This window comes from Streptomyces sp. CA-278952 (assembly GCF_028747205.1).
Classification (GTDB): Bacteria; Actinomycetota; Actinomycetes; order Streptomycetales; family Streptomycetaceae; genus Streptomyces.
Genome location: NZ_CP112880.1, coordinates 4,731,915 through 4,745,735 on the forward strand (window position 1 = coordinate 4,731,915; position 13,821 = coordinate 4,745,735).

12 protein-coding genes and 1 tRNA gene are annotated in these 13,821 nt (G+C 70.6%); 9 read left to right on the forward strand and 4 right to left on the reverse strand.

Translation table 11 applies throughout. From position 1 onward, the window contains the following. Positions 1 to 49 precede the first annotated feature (49 nt). From N7925_RS21250 to N7925_RS21260, 3 genes are all read right to left on the reverse strand, one after another. A complete protein-coding gene (locus N7925_RS21250) occupies positions 50 to 415 on the reverse strand; it encodes an FmdB family zinc ribbon protein (RefSeq protein WP_274344808.1) in 366 nt (121 codons plus the stop codon). Positions 416 to 481: 66 nt separating this feature from the next. Beyond that, on the reverse strand, positions 482 to 1,762 hold the full coding sequence (locus N7925_RS21255) for an MFS transporter (protein ID WP_274344809.1): 1,281 nt from the start codon (positions 1,760 to 1,762) through the stop codon (positions 482 to 484). A 333-nt stretch (positions 1,763 to 2,095) separates the two neighbouring features. After that, on the reverse strand, positions 2,096 to 3,685 hold the full coding sequence (locus tag N7925_RS21260) for a potassium/proton antiporter (protein ID WP_443032225.1): 1,590 nt from the start codon (positions 3,683 to 3,685) through the stop codon (positions 2,096 to 2,098). Between the two features lie 277 nt (positions 3,686 to 3,962). Between N7925_RS21260 and N7925_RS21265 the strand changes: the two genes are divergently transcribed. After that, on the forward strand, positions 3,963 to 6,707 hold the full coding sequence (locus N7925_RS21265; protein ID WP_274344810.1) for a penicillin acylase family protein: 2,745 nt from the start codon (positions 3,963 to 3,965) through the stop codon (positions 6,705 to 6,707). 19 nt (positions 6,708 to 6,726) lie between these two features. Here the strand turns inward: N7925_RS21265 and N7925_RS21270 are convergent, their stop codons facing one another. Continuing rightward, positions 6,727 to 7,338 (reverse strand): 5-formyltetrahydrofolate cyclo-ligase, encoded by a 612-nt coding sequence (locus N7925_RS21270; protein ID WP_265601079.1) that lies wholly within the window; start codon positions 7,336 to 7,338, stop codon positions 6,727 to 6,729. Between the two features lie 93 nt (positions 7,339 to 7,431). Here N7925_RS21270 and galU point away from each other — a divergent pair, with 93 nt between their 5' ends. The 8 genes from galU to N7925_RS21310 all read left to right on the forward strand — a co-directional run bounded on the left by galU (position 7,432) and on the right by N7925_RS21310 (position 13,815). Next, the gene (galU, locus tag N7925_RS21275) at positions 7,432 to 8,334 is read left to right on the forward strand and encodes a UTP--glucose-1-phosphate uridylyltransferase GalU (protein ID WP_265601080.1); all 903 of its coding nucleotides are present in this window, start codon (positions 7,432 to 7,434) and stop codon (positions 8,332 to 8,334) included. 4 nt (positions 8,335 to 8,338) lie between these two features. Beyond that, on the forward strand, positions 8,339 to 9,649 hold the full coding sequence (gene glp / locus N7925_RS21280; RefSeq protein ID WP_274344811.1) for a molybdotransferase-like divisome protein Glp: 1,311 nt from the start codon (positions 8,339 to 8,341) through the stop codon (positions 9,647 to 9,649). A 100-nt stretch (positions 9,650 to 9,749) separates the two neighbouring features. Next, a complete protein-coding gene (gene moaC / locus N7925_RS21285; RefSeq protein ID WP_265601082.1) occupies positions 9,750 to 10,250 on the forward strand; it encodes a cyclic pyranopterin monophosphate synthase MoaC in 501 nt (166 codons plus the stop codon). A gap of 134 nt (positions 10,251 to 10,384) precedes the next feature. After that, the gene (locus N7925_RS21290) at positions 10,385 to 10,885 is read left to right on the forward strand and encodes a MogA/MoaB family molybdenum cofactor biosynthesis protein (protein ID WP_322784840.1); all 501 of its coding nucleotides are present in this window, start codon (positions 10,385 to 10,387) and stop codon (positions 10,883 to 10,885) included. Positions 10,886 to 10,902: 17 nt separating this feature from the next. Beyond that, positions 10,903 to 11,526 (forward strand): GNAT family N-acetyltransferase, encoded by a 624-nt coding sequence (locus tag N7925_RS21295; protein WP_274344812.1) that lies wholly within the window; start codon positions 10,903 to 10,905, stop codon positions 11,524 to 11,526. 162 nt (positions 11,527 to 11,688) lie between these two features. Then, complete coding sequence (locus N7925_RS21300) at positions 11,689 to 12,912, forward strand: gephyrin-like molybdotransferase receptor GlpR (protein ID WP_274344813.1); 1,224 nt, start codon at positions 11,689 to 11,691, stop codon at positions 12,910 to 12,912. A 96-nt stretch (positions 12,913 to 13,008) separates the two neighbouring features. After that, positions 13,009 to 13,082, forward strand: a tRNA-Ala gene (locus N7925_RS21305). 331 nt (positions 13,083 to 13,413) lie between these two features. Then, the gene (locus N7925_RS21310; protein ID WP_265601086.1) at positions 13,414 to 13,815 is read left to right on the forward strand and encodes a WXG100 family type VII secretion target; all 402 of its coding nucleotides are present in this window, start codon (positions 13,414 to 13,416) and stop codon (positions 13,813 to 13,815) included. Positions 13,816 to 13,821: the final 6 nt, after the last annotated feature.

A 13,821-nucleotide genomic window follows, 5' to 3' on the forward strand; every position in this document is an offset into this window, starting at 1 on the left:
GAGTGGCCTCGGCGGGGTCCGATGAGAAGCAGATGGGGCGTACGCGGGCTCAGGCGGCCGACGTACCGCTCGACGAGGCCGGCGCGGAGGCCGACGACGAGGAGGAGCCGGACGAAGAGGACGATGACGACGATGCGCTCGCCTTCGTGTCCGAACCCGACGACGAGGACGAGGACGAGGCCGACGTCGAGTCGGACGACTTCGCTGCCGTCGTCGCCGGCGCGCTGCTCGACGAGGAGCCACGGCTGTCGTTCCGGTAGAAACCGGAACCCTTGAAGACGATGCCGACCGCGGAGAACACCTTCTTGAGGCGTCCGTCGCAGCTCGGGCACACGGTCAGGGCATCATCGGTGAACTTCTGCACCGCCTCGAGGCCTTCGCCGCACGCGGTGCACTGGTACTGATAGGTCGGCACTTGCTCCTCCTGGCACTCTCACTCAATGAGTGCTAACGACGGTCCATACTGACGTATTCCGTTGAATCAGTCCACCGTGACCGGCTCGCGGTGACCGATCGCACGTGCGGCGGTGCGTCCCGGGGACCTCGGAGTCAGCCGCGAACGCAGGGCCAGCAGGGTCATCAGCGCCAGCACGGTTCCGGCCAGAGGCACCAGGAAACCGGTGCTCGCGCCATGGGCGTCGGCGAGTTGCCCCGCCACGGTCACGGCGGCCGCCTGTCCGAGCGCCACGGCGCCCGTCAGCCAGGTGAAGGCCTCGGTGCGGGCGGTGGCGGGCACCAGCGCGTCGACCAGGGTGTAGCCGCTGATCAGCGCCGGAGCGATGCAGAGGCCGACCAGCAGGCCGAGCCCGGCAAGCAGCGGCACCGAGTGAACGGCCCACAGGCCGGACGCGGTCAGCGTCAGCGCCACGTACCCGACGATCAGCCGGCGGCGCGGGCTGCTCTTCCAGGCGATGGCGCCGCAGGCGATGCCGGCCAGCATGTTGCCCGCCGCGAAGACCCCGTAGAGGACGCCGTTCACTCCGGGGTGGCCGATCTCCTCGGAGAACGCGGTCAGCGAGACCTGCATCCCGCCGAAGACCGCGCCGATGCCCAGGAAGGCGACGGCCAGGACGCGTACACCCGGCACCGAGAGCGCCGAGGCGTGCGGTTCGGCCGCGGTGGCCGCGTTGCGAGGGGCGGGCTGGGTGGCGCGCTGCGCGGCGAAGAAGAGGCCGCCGACCAGCGTCAGGGCGGCTTCCGTGATCAGTCCGGCCGCCGGGTGCACGCCGGTGCAGAGCGCGGTGGCGATCACCGGGCCGAGGACGAACGTGAACTCGTCCGTCACCGACTCGAACGCGGCCGCGGTGGACATCAGCGGAGAGGCGGGCCGGTCGGGGGTCGCCCCCAGCATCGCCGCCCAGCGGGCTCGCACCATGGGGCCGACCTGCGGGATCGAGGCGCCGGTCGGCACGGCGGCGACGAACAGCGCCCACAGGGGTGCGTCCGCCAGCGCCAGTACGGTCAGGGCGCTCACGGAGACGGCGTGGAGAAGCACCCCGGGCAGCAGGACGGCGCGCTGACCGAAGCGGTCGGCGAGCTTGCCGCTCTGCGGGGCGAACAGCGCCATGGAGACGCCGGAGACCGCCGCGACGGCGCCCGCGCTGCCGTACGAGCCGGTCGTGTGCTGCACGAGGAGGACGATGCCGATGGTGAGCATCGCGAAGGGCTGCCGTGCGGCGAAGCCCGGGAGGAGGAAGGTCCACACACCGGGGGTACGCAGGAGTTGCCCGTAGCCGGGGCGGTCGGAGACCGTGGTCGCCACGGTCCTTGCCTTTCTGCCGCCTGGTGGCCCTGCTTCCCGGCGCCCTTGTGGGGCGGGCCGGACGGAAGCGGCCGAGAGCTGTCCTCTTCGCGCGGAACTGCGGTAGATGCCGGGCGACTCGCTGCAATCGGCGAAGAAACGCCGGGCGAAGAGACACCACGACCGCCATACGGTCGCGCCAGCTCTGCATCAGACAGAGTTGGTCGATCAGGTTTGCCTTAATCGTACAGGCAGGAAGCCCTGTATGCCTGTGATTGCGTACAGGGCTTCCGTATCAGCCTGTGATCTGGGACGCGTTCGCTGCCGATTCCTAGTTCGTCGCCTTAGTGGGTCTCAGGGACTGGTCTTCGTGCCGCTGCCGTTCGCGCTACCACTTCCGCTGCCGTTGGCACCGGCACCGGCCCCGCCGAGCTTCTTGGCCAGCTTCATCGCCTGGGGGATGGCGGAACCGCCATGGGGTCCCGTCATGCCGGGTGCGCCGGCGGCGGGTGATCTGCCCGTACCCAGCCAGCCGGCCAGTTTGCCGCCCTCGCCGACCGCCCGCAGCCGTTCCTCCGCCCTGTCGCGCACCGGATCGGTGGCCACCACCAGCAGTTCGTCCCCGCGCCGCAGCACCGTCGCCGGGGACGGCACGAAGCTCTTGCCCTCGCGGACCACCAGCGTGACCGCGGCGCCCGCCGGGAGCCGGAGCTCGCCGACCTCGACGCCGTGCATCTTGGACTTCGTGGGGATGGCGACCGACAGCAGGTGTCCGCGCAGCCGCTCCAGCGGGGCCGACTCGATGCCCAGGTCGGCGGCCTCGGCCGGATCGTCGGCGATGTTCAGCTTGTTCGCGACCCAGGGCAGCGTCGGGCCCTGGATCAGGGTGTAGACGATGACCAGGACGAACACGATGTTGAAGATTCTCGTACTGCCCTCCACCCCGGACACCATCGGAATGGTCGCCAGGACGATGGGCACCGCCCCGCGCAGCCCGGCCCAGGACATCAGGACCTTCTCGCGGGCCGGCAGCCGGAACGGCGCGAGGCTCAGGAAGACCGACAGCGGCCGCGCCACCATGGTCAGCACCAGGCCCACGACGATGGCGGGCCAGAAGTCGTCGACCAGGTCGTGCGGGGTGACCAGCAGGCCGAGCAGCACGAACATGCCGATCTGGGCCAGCCAGCCGAGCCCGTCGGCGAAGCCCCGGGTGGCGGGCCAGTGCGGCAGCTTGGAGTTGCCGAGGATCATCGCGGCCAGGTAGACGGCGAGGAACCCGCTGCCGTGGGCCATGGCGCCCGCCGCGTACGCGGAGACGGCGATGGCCATCACGGCGATCGGGTAGAGGCCGGAGGCGGGCAGGGCCACGTGGCGCAGGGCCAGGGACCCCAGCCAGCCCACCGCGATGCCGATCGCGGCGCCGATGGCCAGCTCCATGGCGATCTCCGCGACCAGGACGTACCAGTGCTCGACCGGGCCGACCGCGGAGAACGCGACGACCAGGATGACGACGGGAGCGTCGTTGAAGCCCGACTCGGCCTCCAGGACACCGTTGATCCGTGGCGGCAGGGGCACCTTGCGCAGCACGGAGAAGACGGCCGCCGCATCGGTCGAGGAGACGACCGCGCCGATGATGAGGGCTTGGCGCCAGTCCAGGCCGACCAGATAGTGCGCGGCCGCCGCGGTGATGCCCACGCTGATGGCGACGCCGACGGTCGAGATCACCGCGGCCGCGGGCAGGACGGGTCTGACTTCTTTCCACTTCGCCCCGAGTCCGCCCTCGGCCAGGATGACGACCAGTGCGGCGTAGCCGAAGACCTGCGTCAGCTCGGCGTTGTCGAACTTGACGTCGAAGATGCCGTCCTGCCCCAGGGCGATCCCGATGCCGAGATACAGGAGCAGGCTGGGGAGCCCGCTGCGCGAGGAGATCCGTACCGCCGCCACGGCGACGAGCAGGACGAGCGAGCAGACGAGCAGGAGTTCGTTGAGCGCGTGGACAGTCAGGGTCCGTTCCTTCCCTGCGTGCGCCTGCCGGATCGTCCTCCGGCAGCCAGTTACTTCGTTACCTTACCTAATCTTTAACGATTCCTTGACGGGTTCGAGTGTTCGTACGAGGAAGACGCAAATGGATGCATCCCTATACCGCGTCCGAGTGGCTTCTCGGCTGCGCCTATGGTTGCTCCTGCACTCCCAGGACCACCCTGCCCCTCGAAGGACAGCGATGCCCGCCAACACAACCGCCTCTTCCGGCCCTTCCGACGCGAAGAAGCCCGGCAGGAAGAAGGGGCGACGCGCCCGCCTGCTCGTGCTCGTCCTGGTGCTGGCGCTCGTCGCGGGTGTCGGATACGGGGCCTACTGGTCCGTATCCACCGTGCGGGCCTCGTACCCGCAGACCACCGGGTCGATGACTCTCGACGGCCTTTCCGGCGACGTCGAGGTCAAACGTGACTCCTACGGGATCCCGCAGATCTACGCGGACTCCGACGCCGACCTCTTCCGCGCCCAGGGCTTCGTCCAGGCCCAGGACCGTTTCTGGGAGATGGACGTCCGGCGGCACATGACGTCCGGCCGGCTCTCCGAGATGTTCGGTTCCGGACAGGTGGAGACCGATTCCTTCCTGCGGACGCTCGGCTGGCGGAAGGTGGCGCAGAAGGAGTACGACGAGGTCCTGGACGAGAGCACCAAGAAGAACCTCCAGTCGTACGCGGAGGGTGTCAACGCGTATCTGAAGGGCAAGGAAGGCCGGGACATCTCGGTCGAGTACGCGGCTCTGGGGCTGACCAACGACTACAAGCCCGGTGAGTGGACCCCGGTCGACTCGGTGGCCTGGCTGAAGGCGATGGCCTGGGACCTGCGCGGCAACATGCAGGACGAGATCGACCGTTCGCTGCTGACCAGCCGCCTCGACAAGGACCAGATCGAGGACCTGTACCCCGGCTACCCGTACAAGCGGAACAAGCCGATCGTCGAGAACGGCGCGATCTCCTCCGCCACCGGGAAGTTCGACCCCGAGGCCAACCCGTCGGACACCATCGGCTCCACGACCCCCGAGGGCGCCACGGAGGGCCTGAACACCCAGCTCTCCGCCCTCTCCGACACCCTCGACGAGATCCCGGCGCTGCTCGGCCCGAACGGCAACGGCATCGGTTCGAACTCCTGGGTCGTCGGCGGTGAGCACACGACCTCCGGCAAGGCGCTGCTCGCGAACGACCCGCACCTCGCGCCGATGCTGCCCTCCCTCTGGTACCAGATGGGCCTGCACTGCCGGGAGCTCTCCAAGACCTGCCAGTACGACACGGCCGGCTACACGTTCTCCGGCATGCCCGGTGTGATCATCGGGCACAACCAGGACATCGCCTGGGGCCTCACCAACCTGGGCGCCGACGTCACCGACCTCTTCCTGGAGAAGGTCACCGACGACGGCTACCTGTACGACGGCGAGAACAAGTCGTTCAAGACCCGTGAGGAGACCATCAAGGTCGCGGGCGGCAAGGACCGGACGATCACCGTCCGCGAGACGAACAACGGCCCTCTGGTCTCCGACCGCAGCAAGGAGCTGGACAAGGTCGGCCAGAAGGCCCCCGTCAGCACCGCCGCGCCCGACCGGGCAGACGGCTACGCGGTGGCGCTGAAGTGGACCGCGCTGGAGCCCGGCAAGTCCATGGACGCCGTCTTCGCGCTCAACCGGGCCAAGGACTTCACCACCTTCCGGAAGGCCGCCGAGAACTTCGAGGTCCCCTCGCAGAACCTCATCTACGCCGACACCGAGGGCAACATCGGCTACCAGGCCCCCGGCAAGATCCCGGTCCGCTCCGAGGGCTACGACGGCACGGCGCCCGCGCCGGGCTGGGACCCGAAGTACGCGTGGGAGGGGTACATCCCCTTCGAGGAGCTGCCGTACGAGTACAACCCGGACCGCGGCTTCATCGTCACCGCCAACCAGGCAGTCATCGACGAGAAGAAGTACCCCCATCTCCTGACCAAGGACTGGGGCTACGGCGCCCGCAGTCAGCGGATCAACGACCTCCTGACCCAGAAGATCAAGGGCGGCGAGAAGGTCTCGACCGATGACATGCAGAAGATGCAGATGGACAACTTCAGCGAGATCGCCGCGCTGCTGGTGCCCGAGCTGAAGAAGATCAACATCTCCGACCCGAGCGTCCGCGAGGCCCAGAAGCTGCTGGAGGGCTGGGACTACACCCAGGAGCCCGACTCGGCCGCCGCCGCGTACTTCAACGGCGTCTGGCGCAACATCCTGAAACTCGCCTTCGGCAACAAGCTGCCCAAGGAGATGCGGGTCGAGGGCGACTGCCTCAACGTACCGCCGGCCAAGAACAGCGGCCCGGTCGACCAGCAGAAGAAGCTTGTCCGCGAGTGCGGCCAGCGCGACGGCGACACCGCGCAGCCGGACGGCGGCGACCGCTGGTTCCAGGTGGTCCGCGACATCGTGGACGACCAGGACAACGAGTGGTGGAAGGCCCCCGCCCGGGGCCGCGAGGACGCCCTGGAGAGCCGGGACGACCTGTTCGCCCGGGCGATGGAGGACGCCCGCTGGGAGCTGACCTCCAAGCTCGGCAAGGACATCTCCACCTGGAGCTGGGGCCGCCTGCACCGGCTGACGCTGAAGAACCAGACCCTCGGCACCGAAGGCCCCGGCCTGCTCCAGCGGGCGCTCAACCGCGGCCCCTGGAACCTCGGCGGCGGTGAGGCGGCGGTCAACGCCACCGGCTGGAACGCGGCGAGCGGCTACGAGGTCGTCTGGGTGCCGTCGATGCGGATGGTCGTCAACGTGGGGGACTGGGACAAGTCCCGCTGGATCAACCTCAGCGGGGCATCCGGGCACGCGTTCAACGCGCACTACACCGATCAGACCGACAAGTGGGTCGACGGTGAACTGCTCGACTGGTCCTTCGGGGCGGAGGCGGTCGACGCGTCCACCGTCGACACGCTGACGCTGAAACCGTAGGTCCGCCGAGACCGCAGGTCTATCGAGGGGTGACGAAGCGCCGCGCTCCGGCCGGCGTGACCACCGCGTCCACGGGGTGGTCGTGCGGTTCCGAGGGGACCCGCGCGACCACCTCGTCGTCGTACAGGAGCACGACGAGCGACGGATGCGCCCCGGCGGCCGTCAGCCGGGCCAGCACCCGGTCGTAGCTGCCGCCGCCCCGCCCCAGTCGCATCCCGGCCCCGTCCACCGCCAGGCCGGGCAGCAGCACCGCCTCGGCTTCCAGGACGGCGGCGGGGCCCAGGCGCGGGCCGTCCGGCTCGAGGAGCCCCCGCCCGGCCGGGAGCAGATGCTCCGGGCCCTCGTAGGCCGCCCAGTCCAGGTCGTTGTCGGCCAGGAGGACCGGCAGCAGCACCCGGACGCCACGCCCGCGCAGCGCTTCCAGGAGGGGGCGGGTGCCCGGTTCACGCCCCACGGAGACGTACGCGGCGACCGTACGGGCGTCGGCCAGTTCGGGCAGGCCCAGGGCGGCCTCGGCAAGCACCGCGGCCGTCCGGGCGGCGTCCTCCTTCGTCAGGAGGGCCCGAGCGGCGAGCAGTTCGCGCCGCAGGGAGCTCTTCGCGGCCGGCTTTCCGGACTTGTCGGTGTTCAAGGGTGACTCGCACGATTCTCGTATGGGCATATTTACGGATGAAGTTAACCGGAATATCAGCTTCCGGCCGTGTGCAACCGTTAAGGTCTGCACATGACTCAGTCGCACCCCAGGATCAGCAAGGCCGTCATCCCGGCAGCAGGTCTCGGCACCCGGTTCCTGCCCGCCACGAAGGCCACTCCCAAAGAGATGCTGCCTGTCGTCGACAAGCCGGCCATCCAGTATGTCGTCGAAGAGGCCGTGGCGGCGGGCCTCTCCGACGTACTGATGATCACCGGCCGCAACAAGCGTCCCCTCGAGGACCACTTCGACCGCAACTACGAGCTGGAGTCCGCGCTCACCCGCAAGGGCGACGCCGAACGCCTCGCCAAGGTCCAGGAGTCCAGCGACCTCGCCACCATGCACTACGTGCGACAGGGCGACCCCCGCGGCCTCGGACACGCCGTGCTCTGCGCCGCCCCGCACGTGGGCGACCAGCCCTTCGCGGTGCTCCTCGGCGACGACCTGATCGACCCGCGCGACGCCCTGCTGGCCCGGATGGTCGAGGTCCAGGAGCGTGAGGGCGGCAGCGTCATCGCGCTGATGGAGGTCGAGCCCTCGCAGGTCCACCTCTACGGCTGCGCCGCCGCGGACGCCACCGCCGACGGCGACGTGGTCCGCATCACCGACCTGGTCGAGAAGCCGGACCCGGCCGACGCCCCCAGCAACCTCGCCATCATCGGCCGGTACGTCCTGGACCCCGCGGTCTTCGACATACTGCGACACACCGAGCCGGGCCGCGGCGGCGAGATCCAGCTCACCGACGCGCTCCAGCTGCTCGCCGCGGACGAGAAGATCGGCGGCCCCGTGCATGGCGTCGTCTTCAAGGGCCGCCGCTATGACACCGGCGACCGCAGCGACTATCTGCGCGCCATTGTCAGACTGGCGTGCGAACGTGAAGACCTGGGGCCGGACTTCCGGACCTGGCTGCGCAAGTACGTCGCTGAGGAGATGTAACCCCGTGAGCAGCACGATCTGGTCGGTGGACGAACACCTGGACGACATCCTCGCGACGGTGAGGCCGCTGGAGCCCATCGAGCTGCAGCTGCCGGACGCCCAGGGCTGCGTCCTCGTCGAGGACGTCGTCGTGGAGGTGGCCCTGCCACCGTTCGACAACAGCTCCATGGACGGTTACGCGGTCCGGATCGCCGATGTCGAGGGCGCCAGCGAGGAGTTCCCCGCGGTCCTCACCGTCATCGGCGACGTGGCCGCGGGCAGTGCGGGGCTCGCCGACGACCAGGCCGTGGGACCGGGGCAGGCCGCCCGCATCATGACGGGCGCGCCGCTGCCCGCCGGTGCGGAGGCCGTGGTCCCGGTGGAGTGGACCGACGGCGGCACGGGCGAGGGCCCGGCCGTCGCCATGCGCGCCCACAGCGACGCGCCCGAGGGCGCCACCGGCGAGGTCAGGGTGCACCGGCCCGTCGTGGCCGGCGCCCATGTGCGCGAGCGCGGCAGCGACGTCAAGCCGGGCGACCTCGCCCTGGCAGCCGGGTCGGTCGTCGGCCCGCCGCAGATCGGGCTGCTCGCGGCGATCGGCTGCGCCACCGTGGTCGTACGGCCCCGCCCCCGCGTGGTCGTCCTGTCCACCGGCAGCGAACTGGTCCAGCCCGGCGAGCAGCTGACCGGCGGCCAGATCTACGACTCCAACAGCTACGCGCTGACGGCCGCCGCCCGGGACGCCGGAGCCATCGCCTACCGGGTCGGCGCGGTGACCGACGACGCCGAGACACTGCGCGCCACGATCGAGGACCAGCTGATCCGCGCGGACATCGTCGTCACCACGGGCGGTGTCAGCGTCGGCGCGTACGACGTGGTCAAGGAGGCGCTGTCCTCCGTCGGGGACGAGGACGAGCCGGGCAGCGGGGTCGAGTTCCGCAAGCTCGCCATGCAGCCCGGCAAGCCGCAGGGTTTCGGCTCGATCGGCCCGGACCACACCCCGCTGCTGGCCCTGCCGGGCAACCCGGTCTCCGCCTATGTCTCCTTCGAGTTGTTCGTCCGCCCCGCCATCCGTGCCCTGATGGGCCTCACCGACGTGCACCGCCCGACGGCCCGCGCCCGGCTGAGCGCCGACAAGGCGCTCACGTCGCCGGACGGCCGCCGCCAGTTCCTGCGCGGCCGTCACGACGCCGAGGCGGGGACGGTCACTCCGGTCGGCGGTTCCGGTTCGCATCTGATCGCCGCGCTCGCGCAGGCGGACGTGCTGATCGTCGTACCGGAGGACGTCACCTCGGTCGAGCCCGGCACGGAGACGGACGTGATCCTGCTCGGCTGACCGCCGCTCGGTGGCGGTACGGTATCTGCCGCCGTGCCTTCCGGGGGACCTCCTCCGGTTCCCGAGGCCAACCGGCGCCCCTACCGCTAGGCGGAGTGAGTTGAGTACGCAGAACAGGCTGACGCACATCGACGAGGCGGGCGCGGCCCGCATGGTCGACGTGTCGGAGAAGGACGTCACCACCCGCATCGCCCGCGCCTCCGGCCGGGTGCTCGTCTCGCCGCGCGTGATCGAGCTGCTGCGCGGCGAGGGAGTCCCCAAGGGCGACGCCCTCGCCACCGCCCGGATCGCCGGGATCATGGGGGCCAAACGCACCCCGGACCTGATCCCGCTCTGCCATCCGCTGGCCGTTTCCGGCGTGAAGGTCGATCTGAGCGTGGCCGACGACGCGGTGGAGATCACGGCCACCGTGAAGACGACGGACCGCACGGGCGTCGAGATGGAGGCCCTCACCGCGGTCTCGGTGGCGGCCCTCACGGTGGTCGACATGATCAAGGCCGTCGACAAGAGCGCGGTCATCACCGACGTACGGGTCGAGGCGAAGTCGGGCGGCAAGTCCGGCGACTACCGGCGCACCGCGCCGGAGGGACCGGGCGCGTGACGCCGCCCGAGCCCGGAGCCCCCGGCCACGAGCAGCGAACGTCCGAGCCCGGAGCCCCCGGCCACGAGCAGCGAACGTCCGAGCCGGCAGCCCCCGGCCATGAGCGGCGGACGCCCGAGCCCGCGGGTGCAGCGCTGCGCGCCCCGTACGCCGCCCTCGTCGTCACCGCCTCCAACCGGGCATCCGCCGGGGTGTACGCGGACCGGGGCGGCCCGCTGATCGCCGAAGCGCTGACCGGCCTCGGCTTCACCGTCGACGGCCCGCAGGTCGTCCCCGACGGTGACCCGGTCGAGGCGGCCCTGCGCGCGGGCGTCACCGCCGGCTACGACGTGATCGTCACCACCGGTGGTACGGGCATCTCGCCCACCGACGCCACGCCCGAGGCCACCCGTCGCGTCCTCGACCACGAGATTCCCGGCATCCCGGAGGCGATCCGGGCCGAGGGCCTGGCCAAGGTCCCGACCGCCGCCCTCTCCCGGGGCCTCGCGGGTGTGGCCTCCCGCACCCTGATCGTCAACCTCCCCGGCTCCACCGGAGGGGTGAAGGACGGGTTGGCGGTCCTCGGCCGGCTCCTGGTGCACGCCGTCGACCAGCTCCGCGGCGGCGACCACCCCCGACCGGGGAGCCCGAGCTGAACATCGCGACCTGGCCGGTGACGCTGACCGACGGCGAGATCGTCCTGCGCCCGATAAAGATGCGTGACCAGCGGATGTGGCGCGAGGTCAACCGGCGCAACCGTGACTGGCTGCGTCCCTGGGAGGCGACGGTCCCGCCGCCCGCTCCCGGCGGTCCGATGGCGCAGCGCCCCACGTACCGGCAGATGGTCCGCCACCTGCGCGCCGAGGCGAACGCGGGGCGGATGCTGCCGTTCGCCATCGAGTACGAGGGCCGGCTGGTCGGCCAGCTCACGGTCGCGGGGATCACCTGGGGCTCGATGTGTTCCGGGCACGTCGGTTACTGGGTCGATCAGAGCGTTGCCGGGCGTGGGGTCATGCCGACGGCCGTGGCCCTCGCCGTGGACCACTGCTTCCGCGCCGTGGGCCTGCACCGTATCGAGGTCTGCATTCGCCCGGAGAACGGTCCCAGCCGCAGGGTGGTGGAGAAACTCGGATTCCGTTCGGAGGGCGTGCGCCCGCGCTATCTCCACATCGACGGCGCCTGGCGTGACCATCTGATCTTCGCCCTCACCGCCGAGGAAGTGCCCGAGGGGATGCTCCGTCGCTGGCGCCGGGCGCGCCCCGTGACGCCGAGGGGCCCGGACCGACCGACGAAATGAAATACGTGTTCGAATTTGATCGTCCGGCGGCCGCATTGGGCCGGGCTATCGGCGGCTGTTGATCCGAACAATCGCAAAAAAAGTCCGGGATATCGGCCGGATCGTGCGACACACCGGGCCAATTGGCGGATCCTTCCGCGCAAACCCCTCTACGGTGTGAGCGTGAGCAGCAGCGGCCTCATCTACGCAGTCATCGTCGGGGCCTGGGCCGCCTACTTGGTACCGATGTGGCTCCGCAGGCAGGACGAGCTCAACGAAGCCCGTCCGACGGAACGCTTCAGCACCGCCATCCGGCTGCTGTCCGGACGGGCGGCGATGGAGCGCCGGTACGCCAAGGAGCTGCGGGAGCGCACCGCCGAGGAGGCGACGCCCGACGTCGACCCGGACCGGGAAACGGATCGTATGGAATCCGTGGACGTCCGGGCCTTTGCCGCGCCTCCGGCGCACACGGAAGCCAGGCTGACCGACCCGGCGCACGCTCCCGAGCGTGCCCCGGACCACCAGGCCTCCGACCGCCCGGCGCGCGACCGTCAGGCGCACGAGCGACCGGCGGCGCAGCCGTCGGACCGTCAGGCGCACGAGCGCCGGTCCGACGAGCGCCCCGCGGACCACATGCCCCTCGCCCGGCGACGCCCCAGCTCCGGCGCGGCCGACGCCGAGCGGGCCCGGCGCGCCCAGCGAACCCAGGTCCTGGCGCGACGCAGGCGGACCACCGTCGTCCTCTTCCTGGCCTTCACCCTCGGGGCGGTCGTCGCGGCGGTCGGCGGCCTCGGTTTCCTGTGGGCGCCCGCCGTGCCCGCCGTGCTGCTGAGCACGTACATCGTGCATCTGCGCGCCCAGGAGCGCCGACGGTTCGCCTTCACCATGGACCGCCGCCGGGCCGAGGCCGCGGCACAGCGGCTGCGTGAGAACCGCCCCCGCAGGCACCAGCCCGCGGCCCCCGCCCCCGCCGAGCCCGACGACGACTCGGAGGCCCACCACCGGGAGCCGGAGCCGACGCCCACGGTCTCCCCGCAGGAGGCCGGCCGCCGCGCCCTCGTCGAGCAGACGGATCACGCGGAGTGGGTGGACCAGCAGCGCGAGCGCGGCCGCGTCCAGGGCGACAGCTGGGAGCCCGTTCCCGTGCCGCTGCCCACCTACGTCACCGCGCCCGTCGCCCCCCGGGCCACGGGCGGCGTGGAGGTCAACGACCCGGAGACCTGGAGCGCGGCCCGCTCCAGCACCGCCGAGCCCACCCAGACGGGCACGTCGCACCCGACGGCCCCCGCGGTCGACCCGGCCCCGCGTCAGCGCACGAACCAGTCCCGCCGCAACCGCGACCGGGGCCGGACGCCGCTCTTCGACCAGTACGACGACGAGGACCGGCCGCGTGCGGCCAACGAGTGAGTCGGCGGGTGGCGCGGAAATCCCGACACCGCTGACCAGCGGGGGAACGGATTTCCAAGCACCCCTGTGGGGGTGCTAGAGTTTCACACGTCGCAAGGGCCTGTGGCGCAGTCTGGTAGCGCACCTCGTTCGCATCGAGGGGGTCTGGGGTTCAAATCCCCACAGGTCCACAAGACAAGCTGTTCACGGTACATCCCGGAGCGGTTCAGGAGATCCCGGTCAGACGGTCACCGTCTGACCGGGATCTCCTCGTTTTGGCTTCTCCTCGTGTGAAAGCCGGTCTGGAAGCGCGGCGGCCCGGGGGCCGGGGTCGGTATGCGGGCGTGCCTCGTCACCGCTGGCGTGAGGCGACAGGCTTCAGCTGTCCGTTGCCACAGCTTTCGTATGCGTGCAGGCGTCCGGAGCCGCCGCTGCCGCGCACCGAGGCGCAATTGCTAGGGTGTCGCGTGCAACGGAAGTGGCGGCGGGGGCTGTTGACCACCATGAACCCGGGGGCTATCCATGAGCGGTGAAGGCGGACAGAGCAGACTGCGGGTCAAAGGTGATCGGCTGACCGCTCTCGCCAACGACCTCGATGCGATGCAGACGCATCTGGACAAGCAGGTCAAGCGCATGGATGCCGTTGTCGACAGCATCGAGGCCGGCTGGCAAGGGCCCGCAGCCAAGGCGTATCGGGCCCTGCATCGGGGTGCCGCCGAGGACGCCGTACGCATCCGTATGATCCTTCAGCGCCTTGAACAGGGCGTGAGGCTGAGCCGGGACGGGTTCTCGGAGCAGGAGCTCGACGTCATGGAGCAGTTGCGGCAGATCCAGACCGAGACGGATGTGCGGGCCGAGGCCGCTGAGCTCTCGACTCCGAATCAGGCCACCGCGGCGCCGCGGAGCAGCCTCGACGATCTGTGAGCATGG

What these genes read in the sequence shown, in the direction of transcription:
- N7925_RS21265 (WP_274344810.1), top strand. Translation starts at nt 3,963, where the DNA reads ATGCCCGCCAACACAACCGCCTCTTCCGGCCCTTCCGACGCGAAGAAG.
- galU (WP_265601080.1), top strand. Translation starts at nt 7,432, where the DNA reads ATGACTCAGTCGCACCCCAGGATCAGCAAGGCCGTCATCCCGGCAGCA.
- N7925_RS21310 (WP_265601086.1), top strand. Translation starts at nt 13,414, where the DNA reads ATGAGCGGTGAAGGCGGACAGAGCAGACTGCGGGTCAAAGGTGATCGG.